We start from the raw sequence: 26141 nt of genomic DNA, 5'->3' as shown, positions 1-26141 counted from the left end.
GACTTCGTTCTTCTGGGCAATCGAAAATTTTGCGGAGTTATATGCAAGGCCTAGTTTCGTCTAAATAACGGAATTTAGGCCTTTTTGCCGCAAAACTTCCGATTGGACCCTTTTAGAACCGTCCCCTCTGTCGCTCAGTCTGCCGTCCCCACTGTCGCGTCTCCGCTGTCGCACTCTGCATTGTCAGAATTCTGTTCAAGAATATGGACAATGTATTGACGGCTAACCTTGGTGTGGTAGAATAAGTTGATGTTCGAGTGTCGAACAAAAACCATCAGGTCGTGCCATAAGGCGTTCTATGTCATAGTGCGAGAGAGGTGCATTCAGTGGAAGTTCTGCAGCAGTTTTCTGAGCAAGTCGAGAATGTCGAGCGGTTGCTGCGCACCGTAGGCCAGGTCATTAAAAAGCGTGGTCGCGAGATACTGGCAGAATTTGAGATCACCCCTCCTCAGTTCGATGCCTTGCTAATTCTTATACAGAGCGGCGTGCTGACTATAGGTGAATTAGGTGAGAAGATGTATCTCGCCTGCAGTACTGCAACTGATTTAGTTGACCGCATGGAGCGCAATGGCCTTGTGGTGCGTGAGCGAGACACTGTGGACCGACGTGTCATTCGCTTAAAGGTGCTACCGCGTGGGCACCATATGCTCGCCGAAGTTATGGCGGCTCGCAAGCGGTACCTCAGCGATGTGCTAGAGAGGGTATCGCCTGATGAAACTCAGGCCATGATACTAGCCTTGACGCATTTTTCGGAGCTAATGACCCAAGAAGGGGTGAACAATTAAGGTCAGACCCTGCGCAAGCAGGTTTTTTTCTTGAGTGAGGCCATCTCCTTGTGCGTGGCATAATATATTGAACCAACATGTAAGGCGGTGGCGCTGTTGACAATCGGGTTGTTTGATTCCGGAGTGGGCGGATTATCTGTCCTACGTCGGCTCCGCGATCTTTTGCCAAGTGAAGACTATCTTTACTTCGCGGATAATGTCCACATGCCGTATGGGCCGCGCAGCCCAGAAGAACTGCAGGAGATTGTCTTTGCCATCTGTGACTTTCTTGTCGCCGCAGGCTGCAGTATGATCGTCATGGCCTGTAACACATCTTCAGCCTTAGTGCTTCCGCTCGCCCGCGCGCGGTACTCCATACCCTTGGTAGGTGTGCTCGACCCCGGTGCGAGAGCAGCGGCCGAGGTGTCAGAGAGCGGTTCCATCGGGGTGATGGCAACTCTCGCCACCACTCGTTCGGGGGCTTACGAAAGGGCCATCTTAACCTACCGCCCAGCCGCTAACGTGCATAGCCAAGCCTGTCCTATGCTCGCTCCCCTTGTAGAGCAGGGTATCTTAGCCGGCCCCTTGGTCGAGGCGGCCCTCAGGGATTGTCTCGTGCCGCTACTCTCTGCGAATATCGATACGGTGGTTCTCGGCTGCACGCATTATCCCTTTTTGTCCGACGCACTGCTCCGGCTACTGCCGACGGGCGTAACTTTGGTGGATCCGGCCTTCCAAACGGCAATTGAAGCGGCCAAGTTGGTGCATCCAGACCCACATGGCACGGGCCAGGTTACGTACTGCGTTTCCGGCAACAGGGCGGCCTTCGTGCAGGTGGCGACATCTCTCATGCTTAACATCACAGAACCTAAGCAAGCATGTTTTACTAGAGATAATGAACAATTACGCGTAGGCTTGCATAACGGCAGGACATCTCACATATCGATGTAGGGAAACTTACACGAGGGGGAGGTTCCTGATGAGGCCTTGGCGTCTAAAGGGTGTTGTCTTGCCCATGGCGGTTATTTTGCTGGCTTCGCTACTCACGGCCTGTTGGCCTCTAGATGCCTTGTTGCCGGTGCGCGAGCCTGAGGTAGCCCCGCTGCGCCAGGGAACCTTTGCGCCCGCTGCCCTACCCGTACTAGCCCCAGGTGAATCCCACCAAAGGGTGCTTTGGCTGCTCGATCACACGGAGCGCTACATAGTTCCTTTCGTGCTCTCCGTGCCACGTGATCTAGGCATGGCTCGTGCGGCAGTGACGAGACTTATCGATTCCCCGGCTAATCAGCAGTCCCTGCTGGGTACAGGGCTAAAGCTTCCGTTGCCGAGTATGACCACAGTTCGCGGCTTGACCATTAGAAATGGCGTGGCGCGGGTTGACTTTAGCGAGGAGTTCTTAGGGTTCAGTGAGGCCAGAGAAAGGCTTGTCGTGGATGCAGTGGTGCTCACACTCACGGAGTTTCCTAATGTAGAGAGCGTGCACTTCATGGTAGGCGGAAAAGATTTGGCGGTGCTACCGTTTGGGACTGATGTTTCTCGCCCAGTGCGCCGCAGTGCCCGCGCCATCAATCCCGAGCCTCTAGGCACAGCGACCGGTCCCACAGCTACGGTCTTGCTTTACTTTACGAGCGTCAGCCCGGAGAACTTCATCTACTTTGTACCAGTGACGAGAACCATTCCGGCTAGCGCGAATCTACCTGCTGCAGCCATACAAGAGCTGGCAGCGGGGCCACGTGAAGGTAGCGGCTTGTGGCATGACTTGCCTAGAGGGGCCAGTTTACGAAACATCAGACTCAGCAGTCTTGGTATAATGGAGATAGATTTTACGCGGGAGATTTACAGCCACGGCGCAAGCATAGCCGCGGAGACAGCTCTTCTCGGGGCTGTTGTCCACACTATGAGTGAGCTACCTGGAGTAGAGGCAGTAAGGATCACTGTAGAAGGTCGTGCCCCAAGATTTCCCGCTGGTAGCGACCTCAGCCTGCCCATTATCAGGCCCGCCTTTGTCAATCCATTTGCTCTTTAAGATAGGGCGGTTAAGCCGCCTTTTTTCCTACAAAAGTGTGGGACAAGCAAGAAGGAGGATGCTTTTATGCGTCACGACGGTAGAACAGTGCAAGAGCTACGCCCCCTAACCTTTGTGCGTGGCTACATAAGCCATGCCGAAGGTTCTGTGTTGGTGCAGATGGGTAAGACTAGGGTAGTGTGCACCGTCTCGGTAGAAGATAAAGTGCCGCCTTTCTTGAAAGGTAGCGGCAAAGGATGGATTACAGCCGAGTACTCCATGCTGCCGCGGGCGACTAATGTGCGCAATCAGCGCGAGAGTACCAAGGGGAAAGTCGGGGGGCGCACTCATGAAATCCAGCGCCTCATTGGCCGTGCCCTGCGCGCTGTAGTAGATCTATCAGCCTTAGGCGAGAGGACACTGTGGATTGACTGTGATGTAATTGAGGCTGATGGCGGCACACGCACCGCCTCCATAAACGGGGCCTTTGTGGCCATGTGCGACGCGCTTCATCGCCTGCAGATGCAGGGCAAGCTCGCCGCTATTCCCATAACGGATTTTCTCGCGGCGGTCAGTGTGGGCATCGTGAACGGTGTGCCTATGCTTGACATTTGCTACACCGAGGACTCTGCCGCAGCTGTCGATATGAACGTAGTCATGACCGGAAGCGGTAAGTTTGTCGAAGTACAGGGCAGTGGCGAAGAATTTGCCTTTAGTAAAGAGGAGCTCTACGCCCTCCTTGGTCTTGCCGAAACGGGCATTGCCGATATTATTCGCCGGCAAGTGCAGGCCCTAGAAGGCATCGCTGTGCGTGTCAAGAGTAAAAATGTATGAAATATATCAAACAATTAGTTCTAGCTAGCGGCAATGCTGGCAAGCTGCGCGAAATAGAGGGTGTTTTAGCCCCCACAGGCATGACCGTGACTCCTATCACGAGTTACTATCCCACTTGGTCGGTAGAAGAGACTGGCCAAAGTTTCTTCGCCAACGCCTCCCTCAAGGCCGTAGCCGCTATGCAGGCTACAGGTTTGCCGGCCTTAGCCGACGATTCGGGACTTGCGGTCAGTTACTTGGGAGGCGCGCCAGGAGTACATTCGCGTACTTTTGCCGGTCCTTTAGCTACAGATGCCGAAAACAATGCCTTGCTCTTAAAATCCATGCAGAGGGCGAGGACCAGGCGATATGCTCACTTCACCTGTGTCCTAGCCCTGGCCATGCCAGGGCGTGAGGTGCAGTTTGCCGTGGGGCGTCTTTTTGGCAGCATTATCGAGGAAGCGCGCGGCGAGGGTGGCTTTGGTTACGACCCCCTCTTCTTAGTGCGCGGGAGAGAGCAGACTTTGGCCGAGTTATCTCTGGCCGAAAAGAATAAGATTAGCCATCGTGCTAAGGCCTTAGCGCGCCTGTTGTCGCTACTCGCCCCAGGGCATGACTGAGAAGTTATGGCGTGTAGGCGTGGTCAGCGACTCGCATGGGCATCTGCCATCACTAGTGGCAGCCAGCAGATTTTTGCTTGATGTCGAGGCAGTCATTCATGGTGGGGATTTTTTTCGCGACAGCCGGAGCCTAGCTAGCCTAATCACCGCGCCTGTCTTTGGGGTAGTGGGAAACTGTGACCGTGAGCATAGCCCTCGCGACGAAGTACTTGAGCTTTGTGGAAAACGTTTTTTTATCGCTCATGGGCATCATTACGGTGTTAAACACAGCTACGAGGGCATTATTAAAGAAGGCGTGCGACGGCGTGTCGATGTGGTCGTCTTTGGTCACACCCATGTGCCGGTGAAGTTTTGGCACGGCACTATACTAATCGTGAATCCCGGCTCCCTCGCTGCCGGCAGAAGGGGACATGGACGCAGCGGCGCGATTATCACCATCAAGCCGGACAGTATGGATGTAGATTTTTTTGCGTTACCAAATTTAGTGCCTTGAATTTCTCCGTATTCGTGATAAAATATTAGGGTCACATGTGCCTGTAGCTCAGGGGATAGAGCAACTGCCTTCTAAGCAGTGGGCCGCAGGTTCAATTCCTGCCAGGCACGCCATTAAACACAGGGCTCTCTAGGTTTCGCCTAGAGAGCTTTATTGTTGTTAAACACCACAAGGCACAGCCACCAACCTTGGTGACCGTACACTTGCACATACTTCTGCAGAGAGTTATTGGCAGACTTAGGAAGAGATTAGAGGAAACTCGCCGCATAAAGCGAATTTGTACAGCACGGGCTTGCGCAGCGGTGAAGAGCGCGTGTTCCGACAAAGTGAGTTGTCCCGTTTGTCGGGAAGCGAGAAAAAGAATTTCAATAAAGAAGGGAGACAAAGACGATGAAGAACGAACGCATATATAAAATAGCATTTTCTAGCGTTTACCCTATGTACATCCAAAAGGCAGAGAAGAAAGGTCGTACCAAAGAAGAAGTCGACGCGGTTATCTTCTGGCTGACGGGCTACGACGGGCATAGCTTGCAGGCTCAAGTCGAGAAAAAAGTTGATTTCGCCACGTTCTTCGCAGAGGCCCCGCAAGTCAATCCAAATGCCTACAAAATAACGGGAGTAATCTGCGGCATTCGTGTAGAGGAAATCGACGACCCAGTAGTGCAGAAGATGCGTTGGTTAGATAAGTTAGTCGATGAACTGGCCAAGGGCAAGACGATGGAGAAGGTGCTAAGGAGTTAAGAAAATCGAGTGCAGACAACCCTGTGACTGCACCGCACAGTAATCTAGTATAGGTCATTCTTCTTCTGTCGCCACCGACACGGAGGGCCCGGGATTCTTGGCGGTTGCCACCATGCTCAGGACCTGATGAAGCGCTGCAGTCGCCCTGCGCTTAGGGTAGGAAGAGAGTTGCTGGCAGGCATGGGAAGAGATTAGAGGAAACTCGCCGCATAAAGCGAATTTATACAGCATAGAGTTTGCGAAGCGATGAAGAGGGTGTGCTCCGACAAAAAGGACCGTCCCCTTTGTCGCAGGAGGATTGGCATGAAGTATTCCATCAGTAAATTACTAACGAAATATCTGTGGCCGTGGAGGTGGCGTTTAGCAGCCATTGCCAGCCTGATGCTGCTTTCACTGGCTGCACAGTTAGCGCGCCCGCAAATACTACGAAGAGTGCTGGATTTGTCTTTAGCCGGGCAGGAAGAAAGACAAATATTAGTAGGCATTGTGTTGCTCGGCTTAGTAGCGGTAATGGGCAATTTGGTCGACGCGCTAGTGCGTTATGGCAGCGATAAGCTCGGTTGGGCCTCGACGAACGAGCTGCGCGACGATCTTACGCGCCATGTTTTAAGGTTAGATTTGGCTTTCCATAAAGGCACAAGCCCCGGCGCACTCATCGAGCGCGTCGATGTCGACGTCACGCGGCTGGCAGAGTTAATGGCCAATTTCACTCGTCATATCGTCATAAACGCCCTCTTTATTATTGGCTCGGTCATATTGCTCTGGCGCGAGCACTACCTAGTTGGCTTGGTGTTCGCCGTGTACACAGCGCTTAGTCTGTTGTTAATTAACCGCGTGAGGACGATTACGGCTCCCATTGTTAAGGCGGAACGCAAGGCGAGCGCACAGGTATACGGCTTTGTAGGAGAACAACTGTCGACAACGGAAGACATGCAGGGTGTAGGGGCGCAAGGAGCGATGCTTGGCCGGCTCAGGGCGGAGTTTCATGGGTGGCTGCCGCACCTCATCAAGACATACTTGGCTAGTACCTCCATTTGGTCCGTGGCCATCGTGCTGCAGGCTGTAAACCAAGTGCTAGCGGTAGCCTTGGCCGCTTATCTCTGGCGTTTCCAAGGTCTCAGTATCGGTACCGCCTACCTTATTATTCATTATTCAGAGCTAATTCAGCAACCTGTGCAACAGATTCGTATGCAGCTACAGGAGCTGCAGCGGGCTACGGCGTCGTTAAGCCGCATCAATGAGCTGCTGGCCTTGTCGGCGCTCTCTGACTCTACACTCGGGGAATCACTTCCTGCTGAGGCCCTACCTGTAGATGCGCGTAGCCTAGTATTTAGTTACGAAGACGATAACGCCTTAGTTCTCGACCAAGTTTCATTTTCACTGCCACGAGGGGAGTCCATGGGAGTAATAGGGCGTACCGGGAGCGGTAAATCGACCCTTGCTCGCCTCATCGCGCGACAATATGACCCTTCTGACGGCGAGCTGCTGATAGGGGGGGTGCCCACTACAGCCATGTCTGTCCAGGCCATCAGGGAGCGCATCAGCTTCGTCAGCCAGGAGGTGCAGGTGTTTCAGGCCTCAGTGCGCGATAACCTGACTTTTTTTGACCATTCCTACAGCGATGAGGCCCTAGTGGGCATCCTTACGGAACTAGGATTGCTGGATTGGTATCGAGCCTTGCCGGCGGGTCTAGACACCATGATGGAGGCTGGAAGTAATGGTTTGTCGGCAGGTGAGGGGCAATTATTGGCGCTATCCCGTGCCTTTTTGCGCAATCCATCTATAGTCGTGCTTGACGAGGCCTCAGCGAAGCTCGATCCTATCACCGAGAACCTGGTGGGAAGAGCGCTGAAGAGACTCCTTGCTGGGCGCACCGGCATCATTATCGCGCATCGTCTGGCCACCTTAGAGCAGGTGGATCACCTCTTGCTGCTCGATGGGGGTCGTGTTCTAGAATTTGGCAAGCGACAGGAAATTGAGAATAACCCGGCTTCACATTACGCTAGGCTTAAGCAAGTTGGGCTAGAGGAGGTGCTGACATGATCGCGCTCAAAGTTATATGGCGACTCCTCGCAGCACGCCCCTACCTGTACTTGCTTGACGTTGTGCTGTGGACAAGTGTTCATGCCCTGCCGCTCTTGCCAGCACTCCTGCTTCGGCAAACGCTCGATCGTCTTTTTGCGGGGGACTACTTGTCCCCCATACAAAACTTTGCCATCGCTATGCTTGCTTACGCCCTGGTGCGTGTGGTAGTCATTACTGCCGGAGCAGCTACTGATGCCGTGCATCGCTTTCACACCAGTTCGCTCTTGCGCTACAATGTTATGCGCAGAATCTTCTTGCGGCCGGGGGCGGCCTCATTGAGTGTGCCCCCCGGCGAGGCGCTCGACAGCATCAGAGACGATGCCACTCACCTTGAGTACACCGTTAGCTGGATCGCCGATTTTCTAGGGGAGCTGTTATTTGGTGTTGTGGCTATCGCCATCCTGGCAGGCATCAATGCTCGCGTCACCGTCGTGGTCTTCTTGCCGCTCTTAGTCATCGGCGTAATCTACAATATTGCCTCGCAAGCTTTAGAGAAGTATCGCGTCGCTACGCGGGACGCTGCAGCGCGGGTAACAGGGGTCATGGGGGAAGTGTTCTCCGCCATACAGTCTCTGCAGATGGCCCAAGCCGAAGATAGGGCGGCAAATCGCTTGCGTGAACTCAATACCACACGTGCAACACTGGCCTTACGCGAACGCAAGTATAATCATGGGCTTGAATTCTTGTCTAACGGCACCTTTAGTATTGGCAGCGCGGCCATTCTGTGGGTGGCCGGAAGAGAGCTGGGGGGCACAAGTTTTACGGTGGGTGATTTTGCCCTGTTCGTCAGCTACCTAGATAGCGTGACTGGTATTGTAGAATTTTACGGTTACTTTGTCGCCTTTATTCAGCAGGGCAATGTTGCCGTGAGGCGGCTCGCGGCACTGTGTGAAGACAAAATCTCTGAGCTTACGCGCACAGAGCACTGGCAGCGAGAGGCAAAAGTAACGGAGCGCTCTCGTGTTCCGTTGCAGACGCTTGCGGTCAAAGGGCTGTCCTACATCTATCCGCAAAGCGCAACCGGGGTCACAAATATCTCCTTTGATATTGCAGCTGGTTCGCTCGTGGCTATCACAGGGCGCATGGGCAGTGGTAAGACTACCCTACTCCGAGCCATTCTCGGACAATTGCCAGGCAACGGCGCGGTTTACTGGAACGAGCAGCCGGTCACCGTGCCAAACGAAGTGCTTGTGCCACCCAATGTGGCCTATGTACGACAATCGCCTATCCTCTTTAGCGGCACCTTGCGAGATAATCTAGCCATGGGGGGTAAGTTTTCTGATGATGACTTGCGCCAGGCCCTGCGTAAGGCTGACTTTAGCACCGACCTCGCCGCTTTGACCGAGGGCCTTGATACCATTGTGGGTGTGCGGGGCGTTAAGTTGTCGGGTGGGCAGGTGCAGCGAGTCGCAGCCGCACGTGCCATTATCCACCAACCGGAGCTATTGGTCTTTGATGACCTGTCTTCCGCCCTTGATGTTCGGACAGAGGAGAATTTGTGGCGCAGTCTCTTTGGCGAGGAATCCCGCGGAACATACCTAGTCGTATCGCACCGCCCACAAGTCCTGCGCAGGGCAGACAAAATAATTGTGCTTAAAGATGGGCGTGTCGAAGACTCAGGTTCCTACGACGACCTCGTCAAGCGCTGCGAGGAATTTAGGCGTTTGCTCGGGGAAGAGGCCTAGGGCAGAGCCATCCGCGACAGAAGTTTGCCTTAAGAGCAACAGGCAATGCAGAAATGATGGCTTGCGCAGTCATTCAATTTTTGTTACAATAAACTTCGTCAACATGGTGGATATAGCTCAGTTGGTTAGAGCACCAGATTGTGGATCTGGGGGCCGTGGGTTCAAGTCCCATTATCCACCCCAAAATGCGCCCGTAGCTCAGCTGGATAGAGTAACGGACTACGAATCCGGTGGTCGCAGGTTCAAATCCTGCCGGGCGCGCCACTTTGACTAGAGGTTAGAGGTTGGAAGTTGGAAGTTAGATTTAGGGAAGTTAGATTTAGGGAAGTTAGAAGTGGGAACCGGGAATAGGGACATCCACAGCGGGCGAGAATATGCGGAAGTAGCTCAGCGGTAGAGCATCGCCTTGCCAAGGCGAGGGTCGAGAGTTCGAATCTCTTCTTCCGCTCCAAATTTTTTTGGCAAACCAGCCGTCTTTTCGGGTCTTTTCGTATGCCTTGCTTACCATTGTGGTAAGCTTTTTTTATGCTATAATGTAGTGGTCAATCTAGGCTTCACCTAGGAACATATTCACGTTGAGGAGGACTATGCGTTTGAAAACAGAACTGCTTCAGTTAGACAACAACAAACTACAGATTGAGGTCACCATTGACGAGAGCGAGGTAGCGGCCGCTCTACAGGGTGCTTACAAGAAAGTTGTCGCCAAGGTCAACATGCCCGGTTTTCGCAAGGGCAAAGTGCCAGTGCACATTCTAGAGGCTCGCTACGGCAGTGAGGTCTTGCACGACGATGCCTTAGACATTCTCTTGCCGCCGGCCTACGAGCGCGTGTTGGCAGAGACAAAGGTCAAGCCTATCGCCCGCCCAGAAGTAACAGTTGTTCATTTCGCTCGCGGCGAGGCTGCCCAAGTTAAGTTCGTGGTGGAACTTTTGCCCGAAATAATCGTAAAAGACTACAAGGGCGTAATCATAGATAAGCCCGTAGTCGAGGTGAGTGAAGAGCAGGTAGAAAAAGAGCTGACGAAGTTGGCGGAGCGCCATGTGCGCCTAGTTGATGTTACTGATAGCCCCCTAGCCGTGGGCGATACAGCCATCATTGACTACAAGGGCAGCGTAGGCGGCGTTTACTTCGATGGTGGCACGGCCACTGGCCATGCGCTTGAAATTGGTTCGGGTGCTTTCATCCCTGGTTTTGAAGAACAGCTAGTAGGTATGGAGCGTGGCGCAACACGTAACATCGAGGTAACTTTCCCCGCCGAGTATCGCAACGAAGACCTAGCCGCGCAGGAGGCAGTCTTTGAGGTTGTTCTGCACGACATTAAGCGTAAAGAACTGCCAGCGCTAGATGACGAGTTTGCCAAAGAGATCTCCGAGCACGAAACTCTCGCCTCACTGCGGGCAGAAATCGTCGGCAAGCTGCTGCAGTCGGCAGAAAATAATGCTAAGAGACGTATAGAAAACGAAGTTGTGGCTAAAGTTGTAGCGAGCACTTCTTTCGACATACCTCCCGTCCTAGTCGAAGAAGAGATGGACTCCATGGTCGAAGATATGGAGCAGAATCTTTCGCGCAGCAAATTGAAATTAGAACTATATCTGTCTTATCTTGGCAAAAATAAAGATGAGTTCCGAGAGGACTTTAGAGAGTCAGCGACGAATAGAGTTAAGACGCGCCTCGTTATTGACAAGGTAGGCGAGCTCGAAGACATTACAGTCTCTGATGCCGAACTCTACACTCATTTAGAAGAAATGGGCCAGGCCTACAAGCAAAGTGCCGCAGAGGTAGAGAAGTTTCTTCTGCAGCGCGGGCAACTGGGGGCCGTGCGTGCTAGCATAATCACTGGCAAGACCATCGACCATCTCGTAAGTATGGCCGTGGTCAAAGAAAACAAAGATAACTAGGAGGTAAGCCGTTATGGGATTGATTCCCTTTGTAGTAGAACAAACCAGTCGTGGGGAGCGCAGCTACGATATCTTTTCGCGGCTACTCAAAGATCGCATCATAATTCTCGGCAGCGCCATCGACGACCATGTGGCCAACCTTGTTGTGGCGCAGCTCTTGCATCTTGAGGGCGATGACCCGAGCAAAGATATAGATCTATACATCAATAGTCCAGGCGGTCACATCGATGCTGGTCTGGCAATTTATGACACCATGCAATTCATCAAGTCCGACGTGCGCACCATTTGTATTGGTATGGCGGCAAGCATGGGCGCGGTGCTTCTCGCTGCGGGCGCACCCGGAAAGCGTATGATTCTGCCAAATGCGCGGGTAATGCTACATCAACCACACGGCGGCGCGCAGGGGCAAGCGGTAGATATAGAAATACAGGCGCGCGAAATCTTGCGTATGCGTGAATCGCTAAATAAGATTCTTTCTCACCACACCGGGCAACCCTTAGACAAGATTGCCAAGGACGTTGACCGCGACTACTGGATGACTGCTCTGCAGGCCAAAGAGTACGGCCTGGTGGATGAAGTCTTAGAGAAGCGCAAGAAGTAGCCAAAGGAGGTCGTTTCATGGGTAAGTTCGATGATAGAAACGCCGTCAAGTGCTCCTTTTGCGGCAAGGCACAAGAACAAGTAAAAAAACTGATTGCAGGACCTGGCGTCTATATATGTGACGAATGCGTTGAGCTGTGCATGGAGATTGTCGAAGAAGAATCTCAGCAGGGCCAAGATGTAGAGCTCAAAGAGGTGCCCAAACCCCATATCATTAAGGAATTTCTTGATCAGTGGGTTATTGGGCAAGAGGATGCCAAGCGCATTTTGGCCGTGGCAGTGTACAACCACTACAAGCGTATCTACGCCACACCTGGCAAAGGCGATGACGTCGAGCTCACTAAGAGCAATATCGCGCTTATTGGGCCGACCGGTGTAGGTAAAACGCTTTTGGCACACAGTCTGGCTAAAATCTTGAACGTTCCTTTCGCCATTGCCGACGCGACTTCACTCACCGAGGCAGGATACGTAGGCGAAGATGTAGAGAACATCTTGCTTAAACTCATTCAGAACGCTGACTACGATATTGAACGCGCGGAAAAGGGGATTATCTATATTGACGAGGTCGACAAAATCGCCCGTAAGTCAGACAATCCCTCCATTACTCGCGATGTGTCGGGCGAAGGCGTGCAACAGGCCTTGCTTAAGATTCTCGAGGGTACGGTAGCTAGTGTTCCACCGCAGGGTGGCCGCAAACACCCACACCAAGAGTTCTTGCAGATTGACACGACTAACATTCTCTTTATCTGTGGTGGAGCTTTTGACGGTTTAGAAAAAATAATCGAGAACCGTATCGGTAAGAGGGCCATGGGTTTTGGCGCGGATGTAAAGTCACGGGCAGAAACCCCTATTGGGGAGCTTTTGCGGCAAGTCTTGCCGGGTGATTTGCTCAAGTTTGGCCTGATACCTGAGTTTGTTGGGCGAATCCCCGTCGTGGCCACGCTTGACCGTCTCGATGAAGACGCGTTGGTACGAGTGCTGACAGAGCCTAAGAACGCCCTAGTCAAGCAGTACACGAAGCTACTCGACTATGATGGGGTAGACCTCGAGTTCAAAACCGAAGCCTTGCGGGCTATTGCTCACGAAGCCATCAAGCGCAACACCGGAGCACGCGGACTGCGCGCCATCATGGAAAAGATCATGCTCAACGTTATGTACGAGGCTCCATCGCGCACCGATATCAAAAAGTGCGTCATAACTGAAGAAGCCATAACTAAGAGCGAACCGCCTCTTTTGCTGACTGAGAGCACCAAGCCCCGCCGGAAAAAGGAAGTTACTGCCTAAGAATCGCCAAGCCGTCCATGTTTGTTTTTCTCACCTCGAGTACACACTATGAGCGAGGTGAGGGATGTGAACATGGGCGGTGTATTTTATGTAGTGCAAGTATTTTTCGCGGTGGTTATAGGGCTGTACTTTCTGAACCTGTTACGCTCACAGCAAGGCAACAAAGTGGCTATAGAAAAAGAGTCGCGCCGCGAGGTGGAGAAGTTAAGTAAGTTGCGCAAGATCGCTCTTACTGAACCACTGGCCGAGAAGACTCGTCCATCCTCTTTTGCCGACATAGTAGGGCAGGGCGACGGCATAAAGGCCTTGCGGGCAGCCTTGTGCGGACAAAACCCCCAACATGTCATCATCTACGGCCCCCCTGGCGTGGGTAAAACAGCTGCCGCTCGTCTCGTCTTAGAGGAAGCCAAGCGTACACCTGGTTCCCCTTTCTCGCGCGACGCAATTTTTATGGAGCTCGACGCCACCACCGCCCGCTTCGATGAGCGGGGGATTGCCGATCCGCTCATCGGCTCGGTACACGACCCCATCTACCAGGGAGCCGGGCCTCTTGGCATGGCTGGCATCCCCCAACCTAAACTCGGTGCCGTCACTAAGGCGCACGGTGGAGTGCTTTTTATCGATGAAATTGGGGAGCTCCACCCCGTACAGATGAACAAGTTGCTCAAAGTGCTGGAAGACCGCAAGGTGTTTCTGGAGAGCGCTTACTATTCCTCTGAAGATAACAATATCCCAGGCCATATCCACGATATTTTTCAACGCGGTCTACCGGCTGACTTTCGCATGGTAGGGGCAACTACTCGCTCGCCAGAGTGTATATCTCCCGCCATACGCTCACGTTGCCTAGAAATTTTCTTTCGTCCCCTGCGGAGCGAGCAGCTTGGCCAAATTGCGCGCAATGCCGCTACCCGTGTCGGCATCGAGCTAGATGACCAGGCCTGTAGCCTGCTGTCGCGCTATGCCCACAATGGGCGCGAGGCCGTAAATATTATCCAAATTGCTGCCGGAGTGGCTGGTGGGGAGGGCCGCACCCATCTAGGCGCGGCAGATATCGAATGGGTAGTTAACTCTACCAATTGCACCCCACGTCATGAACCTAAGATTCCGAGTTTTGCCCAAGTGGGGGCCGTCAATGGTCTAGCCGTATTTGGGCCAGCGCTAGGTACACTGCTAGAGCTCGAGGTGGCAGCATCTGCTACAGGGGGGGCTGGCACTATCAAAGTGACTGGCATTGCCGAGGAAGAAGAAATCGGCACCAGCACCCACCTCATTAGAAGGAGGAGCATGGTCTTAAGCTCTGTCGACACGGTGCTGACCGCGCTCAAGAGTCTCTTAGATGTTGACCCGAGGGGCTTTGACATACATATCAATTTTCCGGGTGGCACACCCGTGGACGGCCCCTCAGCAGGCCTAGCCATGGCCATAGGCATCTATTCAGCGGTTAAGCAACTCCCTGTCAATAACTTGGTGGCTATGACCGGCGAGATTTCGGTGCGGGGCTTAGTCAAGCCAGTGGGGGGTGTCGCCGCCAAGTTAGAGGCGGCCAGTCTAACAGGTGTCAAAAAAGTGCTTATCCCCTATGACAACTGGCAGGAGAGCTTTGCCAACTTGAAAGCATTAGAAGTTGTACCTATCAGACATATCAGAGAGGCCTTAGAGCATTGTTTGACGGAACGGGTGGCGCTTGCGGCAGATTTAGTTCCGGCGATACACTGCCCGCACTAGCGGGTATTTTTTTTGTGGCGTATACTATTCTTACACTAGGGTCTAAGGTCATACAGGTAATTCAGGAGGTAAGAAACGCTTGGAAGGTAACTTAGCGATGTTTCCGGTTTTGCCCCTACGGGGCTACATGGTTTTTCCTCACAGTATCGTAAATCTAGACGTTGGGCGCGAGCGCTCGATTAATGCCGTTAACGCGGCCATGAGCGGCAGCGGAGAGATATTGTTGGCTACCCAGACTGATATCAGCCTCGAGGAGCCGACTCCAGCTGAGCTCAACCCTGTGGCTACTTTAGCAGTAATAAAACAAGTCATAACTTTGCCTGGCGGCACCGCCAGGGTCTTGGTAGAGGGCAAGAGCCGTGCCAGTATCGTCTCCATGGTCAACACCGAGCCCTACATGGTAGCAGAGGTCAACATCATTCTCGACCAGGCCGAAGCAACTGTGTACATGGAGGCCCTACACAGAAATGTGCTCGAGGTTTTTGAGCAGTATGTCAAGGCGGGCAAGAAGACACCCCCCGAAGTCCTGGCCACCATTAGCGCCATCGATGAGCCAGGCTACCTGGCCGACTCCATAGTAACGCATCTTAACCTCAGTATCGAAGATAAGCAGAGTATCCTAGCCGCCTACAATGTCAAAGAGCGGCTGGAGAAGCTGCGCGAGCTTATCGCGCGGGAAATAGAAATCTTAGAGATTGACCGCCGTTTAAGTAATCGGGTGCGCAAGCAGATGGAGAAAAACCAGCGCGAGTACTACCTAAGGGAACAAATCAAGGCCATTCAAAAGGAATTAGGCAGTAAGGATGAGCGGAGCACTGAGTCAGAAGAGTTGCGCGAAAAAGTGGCTAGTTTAAAGTTGCCAGAAGAAGTAGCTGATAAGTGCGCCAAAGAAATAGACCGCTTAGAGCGTATGCCCCCTGGAGTGGCTGAGGCCGTGGTGGTGCGCAATTACTTAGATTGGGTGCTCTCCCTGCCTTGGGGAGTCATGACCGAAGACTCTCTCAACATAAAAGCGGCTGAAGAAATATTGCATGAAGACCACTACGGTCTAGAAAAAGTAAAGACGCGCATCCTCGAGTATCTCGCGGTGCGCCAGTTGACGCACACCTTAAAGGGGCCTATCCTCTGCTTGGTGGGGCCACCCGGTGTGGGCAAGACCTCACTAGCGCGTTCAGTAGCCCGAGCGCTAAACCGCAGTTTTGTGCGCATGTCACTTGGTGGTGTGCGGGACGAAGCCGAAATTCGCGGGCATCGCCGCACCTATGTGGGTGCCATGCCCGGGCGCATCATTCAAGGTCTCAGGCAGGCCAAGACGCGTAACCCCGTCTTTCTCCTCGACGAAATCGACAAGATGAGCACAGATTTTCGTGGCGACCCCTCGGCAGCCTTGCTCGAGGTGCTCGACCCGGAGCAAAACAGCACTTTCGCCGACCACTTCGTCGAAATGCCCTTCGACCTTTCGCAAGTGCTTTTTTTGACCACCGCCAATTCACGCTACAATATACCGCGCCCTCTTCTAGACCGCATGGAGATCATCTACATCTCTGGCTACACCGAAGAAGAGAAGCTTGGCATAGGCACGCGGCACCTCATACCTAAGGCCCTTGCCGCCCATGGGCTTACTGCCGCGCAGTTGTCATTTAGCGAGGTCGGCATCCGCAAGATAATTAACGAGTATACTCGTGAAGCAGGAGTGCGCAACTTTGAACGTGAGATGGCGACCATTTGCCGTAAAATTGCTAAAGAAGTCGTCTCGGGCCAAAGCAAACACACCACTGTCACTGCAGCTAATGCGCACATTTTCTTGGGTGCGCCTCGCTACAGGTTTAACCCCGCCGAGCAGCATGATGAGGTGGGTATATCGACCGGGCTGGTGTGGACCGAGTCAGGTGGTGACACCGCGACCATCGAGGTTACGGTGATGAGCGGCAAGGGCAACCTCATACTCACGGGGCAACTCGGTGAAGTCATGCGCGAGAGTGCGCAGGCCGCCTACAGCTACGTGCGTTCGCGCTCAGCCGATCTTGGCATCGAGCAAGATTTTTACCAGCACTGCGACATTCATGTGCACGTGCCCGAGGGGGCTATCCCTAAAGACGGCCCTAGCGCCGGCATTACCCTAGCTACCGCCTTAACCTCGGCTCTGTCCAAACGAGCAGTGCGCAAAGATGTAGCCATGACAGGGGAAATTACCCTGCGGGGGAGAGTGCTCCCCATTGGGGGGCTCAAGGAAAAACTCCTGGCCGCGCATCGCTCGGGGATTAAAGTAGTCTTAGTGCCTAAAGACAACAAGCGCGACCTTGACGAAGTGCCCAAAAACGTGCTGCGCCGCCTTGACGTGCAGCTGGTAGAGAATATGTCTGAAGTATTAGCGGCGGCCCTAGTCCCTGCGGTGATACTCGATGCTTAAGGTCACCTCGGCCGAAATGATCGTTTCCGCGCTGCGCCTGGCTCACATGCCGACCGATGCCCTGCCCGAGATAGTGCTTCTCGGGCGGAGCAATGTCGGTAAGTCCTCCCTGGTCAATGCGATGCTTGGCAGGCGAGCTATTGCTCGCATTAGCTCACGCCCCGGCAAGACACGTCTCCTCAACTTTTACCGCATCAATGAGCTATTCTACCTCGTAGACGTCCCCGGCTATGGCTATGCTAAAATTCCGCAGTCAGAGCGTGCTGCCCTGCGTGAGCGGCTCTACGACTACCTCACTATGCGCCGACAAATACGTCTCGTACTACAACTCGTAGATTTTCGCCATGAGCCGTCGCACGACGACGTGCTCTTTCATAGACTCATTAGAGAGAGCGCGCTACCCTTTCGGGTGGTCGCCACTAAAGCAGATAAAGTCGCGCGCTCGCAGCAACGCGCGCACATGCATAAATTGCTTAAGTTTCTCGACCTTAAAGAAGAGCAGCTCATTATAACCTCGTCCCAGGCGAAAAGCGGAGTAGATGCCCTCTGGGCAAGCATTCTCGAGGTAGTGCCGCAGAATTAGCCCTCCTCAACATCCGACATAGTCAATAACTCTATAGATATTGTGTGGATTTGTCATAAGCGTGACCAAGTGGTCACGCCTTTTTTATTTATACGAGCGTCATCAGTACTCTGCTAGCGCAGTGTCATGTGTGACATTTTAGCGAAAATTAGATATGGAAAATTTCCGCGTGTTGGGTTATCATGGTGTGAAAGGGGACTGATGCGCAATTGACGAGGGGGGGGGATCGCCTTGCCATATTATGCACATTCAAGCAAAGCAACAGAATCTTCGGCTTGGCATCTGCTTAGTGAGCACTTAGCGGATACTGCGATTACCGCGCAGAGCCTAGCGGATGCCTTTGGCGGCGGTCAATTAGCTTATGTGGCAGCACTATTACACGATGTAGGCAAGTACTCATCCGAGTTTCAAGCTCGCCTCGCGGGCAGTAACATCAAAGTGGACCACTCGACAGCAGGTGCTGTAGAGGCGAAAGTGCGGTATGGAAATGTAGGGCATTTATTGGCCTATGCAGTAGCCGGACACCATTCGGGATTGCCAGATTGGGGCAGCGAAGCGGATGACACTGGCCTCATGGTGCGCATGAAGAAGGAACTGCCAGACTATAGTGCCTTTCTGGCCGAGGTTCTGCCATTATTACCGGTGAAATTAGCGATACCTCCAATAAAAACAGTTGCTGGTGCAGGGTTTAGCGTTCAGTTTCTTATAAGATTTATATACTCTTGCCTTGTAGACGCAGACTATCTCGATACTGAAAAAGCGCTTAGTGCTTCGAAGGCTGCGCTGCGTCAGCCTTCCTCTTCGCTTGAGAATCTGTCAAGGGAACTTGACGCACACCTCCAGGACATGTGCTGCAAGGCTTCGAACAGCCCAGTTAACATAAAGAGAGCAGAGATACTTTCTGCATGTAGAAAAAAGGCGCCAGATAAACCTGGTCTGTTCACCTTGACAGTCCCTACTGGCGGAGGCAAGACTCTCTCGTCGCTTAGTTTCGCGCTCAGGCATGCAGTCGCACATGAGATGCGGCGCATTATCTACGTTATGCCATACACTAGTATCATTGAGCAGAATGCAGCTATATTCAAAGCAATTCTCGGGAGCGATAATGTCCTCGAGCATCACAGCAATTTTTCGTATCCCCAAACCATTAGTAGGGAAATGGCTACAGAGAACACGGATGACGGGCTGCAAAAACTACGCTTGGCGACGGAGAACTGGGATATGCCCATAGTAGCGACTACTAACGTACAATTCTTTGAGTCACTTTTTGCTTCTCGTAGTTCACGGTGCAGGAAATTGCACAACATTGCCAACAGCGTGATTGTACTCGACGAAGCTCAGATGATTCCGACAGGCTTTCTCAAACCATGTCTCAGCGCTATAGTTGAGTTGGTGACCAATTATAGGGCGACGGTGGTCCTCTGTACCGCGACACAGCCCGCCATTAAGAGCCTCTTGCCAGCCTCGCTGGTCCCTGTGGAAATAATAGGTGATCCGAGCGATCTATACGACCACTTCAAACGAGTCCGCGTGCAAAATCTTGGCGAACTGTCTGATTCTGATTTAGCGTTGCGGTTGTCTGAGCAACACCAAGTCTTGTGTGTTGTTAACTCCAAAAAACACGCTCGGCTGCTACACGCAATGTTACAGGGGGACCATAATTTTCACCTTAGTACGCGTATGTGTCCAGCGCATAGGACGACAGTGATCCAGGCGATTAAGGACCGGCTTAAAAACGGTCAGACTTGTAGGGTGATCTCGACACAGCTCATTGAAGCAGGGGTAGACATCGATTTTCCTGTAGTGTATAGAAGTATGGCTGGCATAGACTCCATCGCGCAGGCTGCCGGTCGCTGTAACCGAGAAGGTCGTTTGCCAGAGGGTCAAGTGTACGTTTTTTGGCCAGACAAGCATGGCATGCCTAAGGGTTGGCTCCAACGCACAGCCTCGCTCGGGGGTGTTGTTATGGATATGCACGAAGACCCCTTGCATGCGAGAAGCATTCGAGATTACTTCTCGTTGCTTTATGAAATAGACGATGCCGAGCTGGACAAGGAGAAAATACTTGCAGAAATTAGGGAGCAAGAACGGAAACTATGTTTCCCTTTTAGAACGGTGGCCGAGAAATTTAGTCTAATTGACAATGACACGCATACTGTCCTCATCCCCTGGGATGATGTATGTAAACAAGCCCTGGCTACGGCCGAACAAAGTCGTTTTCCTGGCACTTTCGCGAGAAAGTTACAACGCTATGGAGTGGAGGTGTATGTCGGCGAGTTTAAGGAGCTAATACACAGTAACGCATTAGTCTCGGTAGGGGAAACGTATTTTGTTTTGCGAGAGGAGGTTATGAAGGAGTTTTACTGCGTAGAAATTGGGTTGAAGCCCCTGGCAGAGAGTGCATTTTTGCAGGACACTTTGATGGTGTAGTAAGGAGGGAAGCGACTATGGGACACGGAATACGCCTGTTGGTGTGGGGTGAGCGCGCTTGCTTTACGCGACCAGAAATGAAGGTGGAGCGCGTTAGTTATGACGTCATTACCCCGTCCTCGGCACGTGGCATTCTCGAGGCCATTCATTGGAAACCGTCCATTAAGTGGGTGATAGATGAAATCCATGTGTTGAACGAAATAAGATTCGACAATCTGCGGCGAAATGAAGTTGAGGGTAAAATTCTTCCGTCGTTAGTACGGCAGGCTATGCATGGGTCTCCGACGACTTTGTGCCAATATGCCGCCGATGAGCGCGAACAGAGGGCGACACTTTTGTTGCGTAATGTTGCCTATGTCATTCGGGCGCATTTTGAGATGACGCCATCTGCAGGACCTAATGATAGTGCTGATAAGCACTTTGCCATAGTCACTAGGCGTGCACGGCAAGGACAATGCTTCCAGCAGCCCTACTTAGGCTGCCGGGAGTTTCCGGCTATGTTCCGCCTTCTTGAGGAGCATGAGGTAACCCCGTTGTCGGTACACAAGGGTGAAAAGGATATCGGGTGGATGTTGCACGACATAGACCACGATAATGACATGAATGCTATTTTTTTTCGAGCCGCTATGGTGGACGGGGTAATCAGCGTGCCAAGCCTTAACAAGGGGGTGACTTCGCATGATTGTTAGCGCGCTCTACCGACATTATGAAACACTGCTAGCTGACCCGGACTCTAGTATCAGTAGGCCAGGCTTAAGCAAGGCCAAGGTAGGGCACGGTATTTTGTTGTCACCAGAGGGGGAGCTAGTTGACATTCTCGATTTACGCGTAGAGCGGCGTGGCAAGTTAGTCACACGTACTATAGATGTACCCGCGCAACAAAAGCGTACCATAGCCATCAGCGCTAATTTTATGGCAGACAACTGTTCGTATGTCTTAGGCTTAGGGCAAAAAGGCAAAAAAGAGGCGCGCGTTCGCGATTGTTTTGCGGCTTTTGTGGCCCTTCATGAGCGACTTCTCTCGGCAGTTGACGAACAGGGAGCGCTAGCCTTACTTCTATTCTTGCGAGCTTGGCAACCTGAAAAGGCGCTCTCTCATCCAGTGGTGGCACGTCATGCCGAAAGTTTGGCAGAGGGGGGGACCATTGTATTTCGTTTACGCGACAGAGCGGGTTACCTGCATGAGCAAGCGAGTGTCATTGCGGTGTGGCATCGACATAATGACGTGCGCACTTCTCTGGTGCACGGCCAGTGTTTGGTGACTGGCAAAACAGCACCGCTGGCTCGCCTACACTCTAGCATCAAAGGGGTTACGGGAGCGCAGTCTTCGGGGGCTGCCCTAGTCTCATTCAACAAGCCTGCTTTTACTTCCTACGGAAAAGAGCAAAGCTTTAACTCGCCCGTTAGCGAAGAGGCAGCGTTTGGATACACTACAGCTCTGAATCATCTGTTGAGCAGTGAGAAGCACCGCGTAAGGATTGGCGACGCCACAGTTGTGCTGTGGGCAGAGGTGCATGGAGGCGGACGTGAGGAAGACTTGTTGACTGCCCTGCTCAACCCTTCGATCTATGCAGAGGACGATGGCGGAGACACTACAGCCGGGCAGCTTCGCCAGGACCCTGAGACTACTAAGCTTGTTTACGACATATTGCAGAGGATTCGTGCGGGCAAGCCCTTGCTAGAAGGGAGCGACGGCCTTAGGTATGGCGCAATGTTCTATATCCTCGGGCTTGCTCCTAATGCTAGCCGTCTGGCGGTGAGGTTTTGTCATGCTAACAACTATGGCAGCTTTATTGAGCTCATAGGACGTCATCATTGCGACATGGCACTAGAGAAAACGTTCACTACAAATCCGGACGTCGTGCCCATTAGCCTCATTCTGAAAGAGGCTGCACCCCTAAAAGATAGCAAGCGGATATCTCCTCTGCTTGGCGGAGTTCTTATGCGCGCCATTCTCACTGGTGCCCCATATCCTACAGCGGTTTATAGCGCCATGATTACGCGCATACGAGCTGATCGCGAAGTAAATTACGTACGCGTGTCCGTCATTAAGGCCTATCTCGCACGAAAGTATCGGTCAAGTAACAAAGGAAGTGAGGTGCAGTTTACGATGTCTCTGAACGAACAGTCACGCAATGAGGGTTATCTCCTCGGCCGGCTCTTTGCCGTACTAGAAAAGGCACAAACTGACGCTAATCCGGGCATCAATGCCACTATCCGCGATAGATATTTCGGTTCTGCGTCAGCCTCTCCGAATTCAGTGTTCCCCATTTTGCTCAGGCTGGCGCAGCACCATGTTGCTAAGGCCGAATACGGGCAAGCCATGGATCGAAGAATTGGGGGTATCGTGTCCTTAATCAATCGTTTCCCTTCCCATTTAGGGCTTGATGGCCAGGGGCAGTTTATTCTCGGGTACTATCAGCAGCGCAACGCTCTATATGTTAAGAGCGAAAAGAAGGAGAGTGTAGAGTGATGATGGAAGTTGTCAACAAGAGGTATGAGTTTGTATTGTTGTTTGATGTCGAAAACGGCAATCCGAACGGTGACCCAGATGCCGGCAATATGCCCCGCCTTGACGTTGAAACTGGGCACGGCATAGTAACCGACGTTTGCCTAAAGCGGAAGATTCGAAACTATATCGATGTCGCCATGTGTGGTAGCGACGGTTACGATATTTACGTGCGTGAAAGTGCCGTTTTAAATACTCAGCATCGCAAGGCATACTCAGCATTGAAACTCGAGCCAAATACTGCTGACAAGAAGTTGCCGAAAGAAAAGAAGGACGCCGAGGCCGTGACTGCCTTTATGTGTCAAAACTTCTTCGATGTGCGCACCTTCGGAGCCGTAATGTCCACTGAGGTGAACTGCGGCCAGGTGCGGGGCCCCGTTCAGTTATCATTTGCTCGCAGCATTGACCCTATCGTGCAGCAGGAAATTACTATCACGCGAATGGCTGTGACCAGCGAGCGCGACGCAGCCAAGAAAGACCGCGAGATGGGACGCAAGCATATCGTGCCTTACGCATTGTACCGAGTGGAGGGTTTCATCTCTGCGCACTTAGCTGCAAAGACGGCTTTCAACATGCGCGATCTAGATCTCTTGTGGAAAGCGCTGATGAATATGTTTGATCACGACCGTTCAGCCGCTCGCGGCAAGATGGCGGCTCGCAAACTCATTATCTTCGAGCATGACACTGCCTTAGGGTGTGCCCCTGCATACAGGCTCTTTGACTTGATTGAAGTAACTCGCAAAAACAGAGACTTCCCCGCGCGCTCGTACAGAGATTACATCGTCAGTATAAATGCCACTGCTATTCCCTCAGGCGTAGTAATGCACGAAATATAGCCTGATGGGTCCATATAACGAAGACGAGTTCTTGCCATTGTCCGGCATTCAGCATTTCGCCTATTGTGCGCGCCAATGGGGATTAATTCATTTGGAGGCGCAATGGGTCGACAACCTGTGGACAGCAGCAGGAACGGCAATGCACGAGAGAGTCGACAACCCTCACGCTATTGAATCCCGAAATCCATTTAAGACCATGCGGAGTGTCTCCTTATCCTCATGCTCGCTCGGATTGTATGGTGTGGCCGATGTCTTAGAGGTTCATAACGGAAAAGAGCATGGCAAATACAATCTAGTGGAGTATAAGAGGGGCAAACCAAAAGAAGATGATTGCGATATGGTTCAGCTTTGCGCACAAGCCATCTGCCTAGAGGAAATGCTTGCGCTGTCTATCGCAGACGGCCATCTATACTATGGCGAAACTAAGCGTCGCCATGTCGTCAAATTTAGCAGCGACCTGCGTGAACGTGTACATACCCTAGCGACCGCTATGCACCATTATTACCGCATGGGTCGAACGCCTGCGCCGATGCGAAGCGCGAAGTGTCAAAATTGCTCGCTTTCTGCGATTTGTCTACCGAAACTTGGCGCTAATCAGCACAAGATTGACGCTTATCTGGCGGCTGCTGTGCTTGATGCCACCAAGAACTAGCATTGCCAAGTGATGCAGAGGACGATCATACAGTGAGTACCCTAGTCTGGCGGCCCAGTGTTCTGCAAGGGAGGTATAGTTGTGCGAAAAATGCTGAACGTACTCTATGTGACAAACCCGGACGCATACTTGTCACGGGACGGCGAAAACGTGGTCGTGCGGGTTGATCAAGACGAGGCTTTTCGCGTGCCGGTACATTATCTTGAGGGAATAGTAACTTTTGGCTATGTCGGAGCTAGTCCCGCCCTGCTCGGACTGTGTTGCGAAAAAGGAGTCACAGTATCCTTTCTTACGGAGCACGGTCGTCATCATGCCACAGTTCAAGGCTCCCCAAGGGGCAATGTCCTCTTACGACGAGAACAATACCGCTGGGCAGATTCTGAAACAAGGTCCGCGGAGCTAGCTGGGATGTTTGTCATGGGGAAAATAGTTAATTGCCGAGCGGTTTCACGACGTTTTCTGAGCGACCATAAAGATGTGACTGAATCAGAAGACGTACAGGCGGCGCACGCGCTCTTTGCACGCAATGTGCTCAAACTGCACAAGGGAATAGGGCTTGACGAAGTAAGAGGGATCGAGGGCGACACCGCGCGGAGATATTTTGGCATACTCAATCACTTGATCGTGGCGCAAAAAGATGACTTTCAGATGAAGGGACGCAGTCGAAGGCCCCCTCGCGATAATGTCAACTGTCTATTGTCATTCTTGTACAGCTTGTTGATGCACGAAGCGCGCTCGGCACTGGAATCTGTCGGCCTCGACCCGTATGTGGGCTTCCTTCACCGCGACCGACCAGGGCGCGCAAGCCTTGCACTTGACCTAATGGAAGAATTCAGGCCGTACTTAGCTGATCGTCTCGCCTTAAGTATGATCAACCGCAAGCAAGTGTGTGCCAACGACTTTGTAACTACAGATGCAGGCGGTGTGTTTCTCAAAGAAGGTGCGCGCAAAATTGTTATCGACGCATGGCAAAAACGCAAGAAAGAAGAGGTGCAACACCCTATTCTTGGTGAAAAGATCCCCGTTGGGCTGCTGCCCTACGCTCAGGCTCTCCTCCTAGCACGACATGTTAGAGGTGATATCGGTAAGTACCCGCCATTTTTCTGGAAGTAGGAGTGCGATGCTGTGTTGGTACTGATAACATATGACGTGCAAACGACAACAAAAGAGGGTATGCGGCGCTTGCGCCAAGTAGCTAAACAGTGTGTGAACTTTGGGCAGAGAGTGCAAAATTCCGTATTCGAATGCCAGTTGGAGCCAGAGCAATTTGTGAAGTTAAGGATCACTCTTGAAAAAATCATCAACCCAGATACGGACAGCCTGCGGTACTACAACCTCGGCAAGAAGTGGCACAGTAGGGTGGAGCACGTAGGTGCAAAGGCGGGTTACGATCCCGAAGACACCTTCATCGTTTAGAGTGCGAACCTCAAGGGCTCAGGAAAACGCACAAGGTTCGCACGTCAGGCGCTATCGGCACGTTGCAGTTAATGGCATGTGAAGCAAGCTGAAATACACAGGCAAAAACGCAGGTTCGCACTACATGCGTATAGAAGCTAGCTATTTGCTAGCTGTTTAGCGCATACTGTCGCCCCCCGCGCGGGGGCGTGGATTGAAACTGGCCTCCAGTTCCTGTCGCGCCATGCGCCGCCTGTCGCCCCCCGCGCGGGGGCGTGGATTGAAACCCTCCCCCTCACCGCTCTAGCTCAAGATACCGCACGTCGCCCCCCGCGCGGGGGCGTGGATTGAAACTAGTCATACCTCACCTATCCCCCCTCGCTTAACAGTCGCCCCCCGCGCGGGGGCGTGGATTGAAACTCACCGACCACCCAGCGGTCGACGTTCCCTAACAGTCGCCCCCCGCGCGGGGGCGTGGATTGAAACTCCCTTGCGTGGCTGCCGCCGCGCGATACCGGCACGTCGCCCCCCGCGCGGGGGCGTGGATTGAAACACCGAGGCCACGGGCAAGAAGCTCCGTCGGCGCGTCGCCCCCCGCGCGGGGGCGTGGATTG

General features: G+C 52.7%; 22 protein-coding genes, 4 tRNA genes and 1 CRISPR repeat array. All 26 genes read left to right on the top strand.

What is annotated here, in order from left to right:
- Positions 1-335 precede the first annotated feature (335 nt).
- Complete coding sequence (locus tag KGZ92_00130) at positions 336-785, top strand: MarR family transcriptional regulator (protein ID MBS3887694.1); 450 nt, start codon at positions 336-338, stop codon at positions 783-785.
- A gap of 96 nt (positions 786-881) precedes the next feature.
- Positions 882-1715, top strand: coding sequence for a glutamate racemase (gene murI / locus KGZ92_00125; protein MBS3887693.1), 834 nt, complete (start codon positions 882-884; stop codon positions 1713-1715).
- 28 nt (positions 1716-1743) lie between these two features.
- Positions 1744-2790 (top strand): GerMN domain-containing protein, encoded by a 1047-nt coding sequence (locus tag KGZ92_00120; GenBank protein ID MBS3887692.1) that lies wholly within the window; start codon positions 1744-1746, stop codon positions 2788-2790.
- A gap of 66 nt (positions 2791-2856) precedes the next feature.
- Complete coding sequence (rph, locus tag KGZ92_00115) at positions 2857-3603, top strand: ribonuclease PH (GenBank protein MBS3887691.1); 747 nt, start codon at positions 2857-2859, stop codon at positions 3601-3603.
- Positions 3600-4202, top strand: a complete 603-nt coding sequence (gene rdgB, locus KGZ92_00110; protein MBS3887690.1) for an RdgB/HAM1 family non-canonical purine NTP pyrophosphatase — start codon at positions 3600-3602, stop codon at positions 4200-4202. Before rph ends, rdgB begins: the two co-directional genes overlap by 4 nt.
- Entirely contained in the window at positions 4195-4695 is a 501-nt protein-coding gene (locus tag KGZ92_00105; protein MBS3887689.1) for a YfcE family phosphodiesterase, read from the top strand. The genes rdgB and KGZ92_00105 overlap by 8 nt, the downstream gene beginning before the upstream one ends.
- 37 nt (positions 4696-4732) lie before the next feature.
- Positions 4733-4808 (top strand) — tRNA-Arg (locus KGZ92_00100).
- 277 nt (positions 4809-5085) lie between these two features.
- Entirely contained in the window at positions 5086-5436 is a 351-nt protein-coding gene (locus KGZ92_00095; protein MBS3887688.1) for a DUF2200 domain-containing protein, read from the top strand.
- Between the two features lie 303 nt (positions 5437-5739).
- A complete protein-coding gene (locus KGZ92_00090) occupies positions 5740-7479 on the top strand; it encodes an ABC transporter ATP-binding protein (GenBank protein MBS3887687.1) in 1740 nt (579 codons plus the stop codon).
- Positions 7476-9206 (top strand): ABC transporter ATP-binding protein, encoded by a 1731-nt coding sequence (locus KGZ92_00085; protein ID MBS3887686.1) that lies wholly within the window; start codon positions 7476-7478, stop codon positions 9204-9206. Before KGZ92_00090 ends, KGZ92_00085 begins: the two co-directional genes overlap by 4 nt.
- A gap of 106 nt (positions 9207-9312) precedes the next feature.
- Positions 9313-9389, top strand: a tRNA-His gene (locus tag KGZ92_00080).
- A gap of 4 nt (positions 9390-9393) precedes the next feature.
- A tRNA-Arg gene (locus tag KGZ92_00075) sits at positions 9394-9470 on the top strand.
- A gap of 112 nt (positions 9471-9582) precedes the next feature.
- Positions 9583-9657: transfer RNA gene (locus tag KGZ92_00070), tRNA-Gly, on the top strand.
- 142 nt (positions 9658-9799) lie between these two features.
- Positions 9800-11104 carry a trigger factor gene (tig, locus tag KGZ92_00065; GenBank protein MBS3887685.1) on the top strand — a complete coding sequence of 435 codons (1305 nt, stop codon included), beginning with the start codon at positions 9800-9802 and terminating at the stop codon, positions 11102-11104.
- Positions 11105-11123: 19 nt separating this feature from the next.
- Complete coding sequence (gene clpP, locus KGZ92_00060; protein ID MBS3887684.1) at positions 11124-11705, top strand: ATP-dependent Clp endopeptidase proteolytic subunit ClpP; 582 nt, start codon at positions 11124-11126, stop codon at positions 11703-11705.
- A 17-nt stretch (positions 11706-11722) separates the two neighbouring features.
- Complete coding sequence (gene clpX, locus KGZ92_00055; protein MBS3887683.1) at positions 11723-12988, top strand: ATP-dependent Clp protease ATP-binding subunit ClpX; 1266 nt, start codon at positions 11723-11725, stop codon at positions 12986-12988.
- Between the two features lie 48 nt (positions 12989-13036).
- Positions 13037-14713 carry an ATP-dependent protease LonB gene (gene lonB, locus KGZ92_00050; GenBank protein MBS3887682.1) on the top strand — a complete coding sequence of 559 codons (1677 nt, stop codon included), beginning with the start codon at positions 13037-13039 and terminating at the stop codon, positions 14711-14713.
- A gap of 97 nt (positions 14714-14810) precedes the next feature.
- A complete protein-coding gene (gene lon / locus KGZ92_00045) occupies positions 14811-17123 on the top strand; it encodes an endopeptidase La (protein ID MBS3887681.1) in 2313 nt (770 codons plus the stop codon).
- Positions 17116-17706 carry a YihA family ribosome biogenesis GTP-binding protein gene (locus tag KGZ92_00040; protein MBS3887680.1) on the top strand — a complete coding sequence of 197 codons (591 nt, stop codon included), beginning with the start codon at positions 17116-17118 and terminating at the stop codon, positions 17704-17706. Before lon ends, KGZ92_00040 begins: the two co-directional genes overlap by 8 nt.
- 231 nt (positions 17707-17937) lie before the next feature.
- Entirely contained in the window at positions 17938-20136 is a 2199-nt protein-coding gene (gene cas3, locus KGZ92_00035) for a CRISPR-associated helicase Cas3' (GenBank protein ID MBS3887679.1), read from the top strand.
- Between the two features lie 17 nt (positions 20137-20153).
- Entirely contained in the window at positions 20154-20825 is a 672-nt protein-coding gene (gene cas5c, locus KGZ92_00030) for a type I-C CRISPR-associated protein Cas5 (protein ID MBS3887678.1), read from the top strand.
- Entirely contained in the window at positions 20815-22608 is a 1794-nt protein-coding gene (cas8c, locus tag KGZ92_00025) for a type I-C CRISPR-associated protein Cas8c/Csd1 (protein MBS3887677.1), read from the top strand. The genes cas5c and cas8c overlap by 11 nt, the downstream gene beginning before the upstream one ends.
- Positions 22608-23480, top strand: coding sequence for a type I-C CRISPR-associated protein Cas7/Csd2 (gene cas7c, locus KGZ92_00020; protein MBS3887676.1), 873 nt, complete (start codon positions 22608-22610; stop codon positions 23478-23480). The genes cas8c and cas7c overlap by 1 nt, the downstream gene beginning before the upstream one ends.
- Before the next feature lies 1 nt (position 23481).
- Positions 23482-24132 carry a CRISPR-associated protein Cas4 gene (gene cas4, locus KGZ92_00015; protein MBS3887675.1) on the top strand — a complete coding sequence of 217 codons (651 nt, stop codon included), beginning with the start codon at positions 23482-23484 and terminating at the stop codon, positions 24130-24132.
- 81 nt (positions 24133-24213) lie between these two features.
- Positions 24214-25245 carry a type I-C CRISPR-associated endonuclease Cas1 gene (gene cas1c / locus KGZ92_00010; protein ID MBS3887674.1) on the top strand — a complete coding sequence of 344 codons (1032 nt, stop codon included), beginning with the start codon at positions 24214-24216 and terminating at the stop codon, positions 25243-25245.
- Positions 25246-25257: 12 nt separating this feature from the next.
- Positions 25258-25548 carry a CRISPR-associated endonuclease Cas2 gene (gene cas2, locus KGZ92_00005; GenBank protein MBS3887673.1) on the top strand — a complete coding sequence of 97 codons (291 nt, stop codon included), beginning with the start codon at positions 25258-25260 and terminating at the stop codon, positions 25546-25548.
- A 168-nt stretch (positions 25549-25716) separates the two neighbouring features.
- Positions 25717-26141: a CRISPR direct-repeat array (repeat unit 28 nt; unit sequence GTCGCCCCCCGCGCGGGGGCGTGGATTG).

Source organism: Bacillota bacterium (genome assembly GCA_018333655.1).
GTDB lineage: Bacteria > Bacillota > UBA994 > UBA994 > UBA994 > BS524.
This window is presented reverse-complemented; position numbering and strand designations above follow the sequence as displayed.

What these genes read in the sequence shown, in the direction of transcription:
- lon (MBS3887681.1), top strand. Translation starts at nt 14,811, where the DNA reads ATGTTTCCGGTTTTGCCCCTACGGGGCTACATGGTTTTTCCTCACAGT.
- clpX (MBS3887683.1), top strand. Translation starts at nt 11,723, where the DNA reads ATGGGTAAGTTCGATGATAGAAACGCCGTCAAGTGCTCCTTTTGCGGC.
- cas5c (MBS3887678.1), top strand. Translation starts at nt 20,154, where the DNA reads ATGGGACACGGAATACGCCTGTTGGTGTGGGGTGAGCGCGCTTGCTTT.
- KGZ92_00105 (MBS3887689.1), top strand. Translation starts at nt 4,195, where the DNA reads ATGACTGAGAAGTTATGGCGTGTAGGCGTGGTCAGCGACTCGCATGGG.
- cas7c (MBS3887676.1), top strand. Translation starts at nt 22,608, where the DNA reads ATGATGGAAGTTGTCAACAAGAGGTATGAGTTTGTATTGTTGTTTGAT.
- KGZ92_00040 (MBS3887680.1), top strand. Translation starts at nt 17,116, where the DNA reads ATGCTTAAGGTCACCTCGGCCGAAATGATCGTTTCCGCGCTGCGCCTG.
- rdgB (MBS3887690.1), top strand. Translation starts at nt 3,600, where the DNA reads ATGAAATATATCAAACAATTAGTTCTAGCTAGCGGCAATGCTGGCAAG.
- KGZ92_00085 (MBS3887686.1), top strand. Translation starts at nt 7,476, where the DNA reads ATGATCGCGCTCAAAGTTATATGGCGACTCCTCGCAGCACGCCCCTAC.
- KGZ92_00095 (MBS3887688.1), top strand. Translation starts at nt 5,086, where the DNA reads ATGAAGAACGAACGCATATATAAAATAGCATTTTCTAGCGTTTACCCT.
- cas8c (MBS3887677.1), top strand. Translation starts at nt 20,815, where the DNA reads ATGATTGTTAGCGCGCTCTACCGACATTATGAAACACTGCTAGCTGAC.
- rph (MBS3887691.1), top strand. Translation starts at nt 2,857, where the DNA reads ATGCGTCACGACGGTAGAACAGTGCAAGAGCTACGCCCCCTAACCTTT.
- lonB (MBS3887682.1), top strand. Translation starts at nt 13,037, where the DNA reads ATGAGCGAGGTGAGGGATGTGAACATGGGCGGTGTATTTTATGTAGTG.
- KGZ92_00120 (MBS3887692.1), top strand. Translation starts at nt 1,744, where the DNA reads ATGAGGCCTTGGCGTCTAAAGGGTGTTGTCTTGCCCATGGCGGTTATT.
- KGZ92_00090 (MBS3887687.1), top strand. Translation starts at nt 5,740, where the DNA reads ATGAAGTATTCCATCAGTAAATTACTAACGAAATATCTGTGGCCGTGG.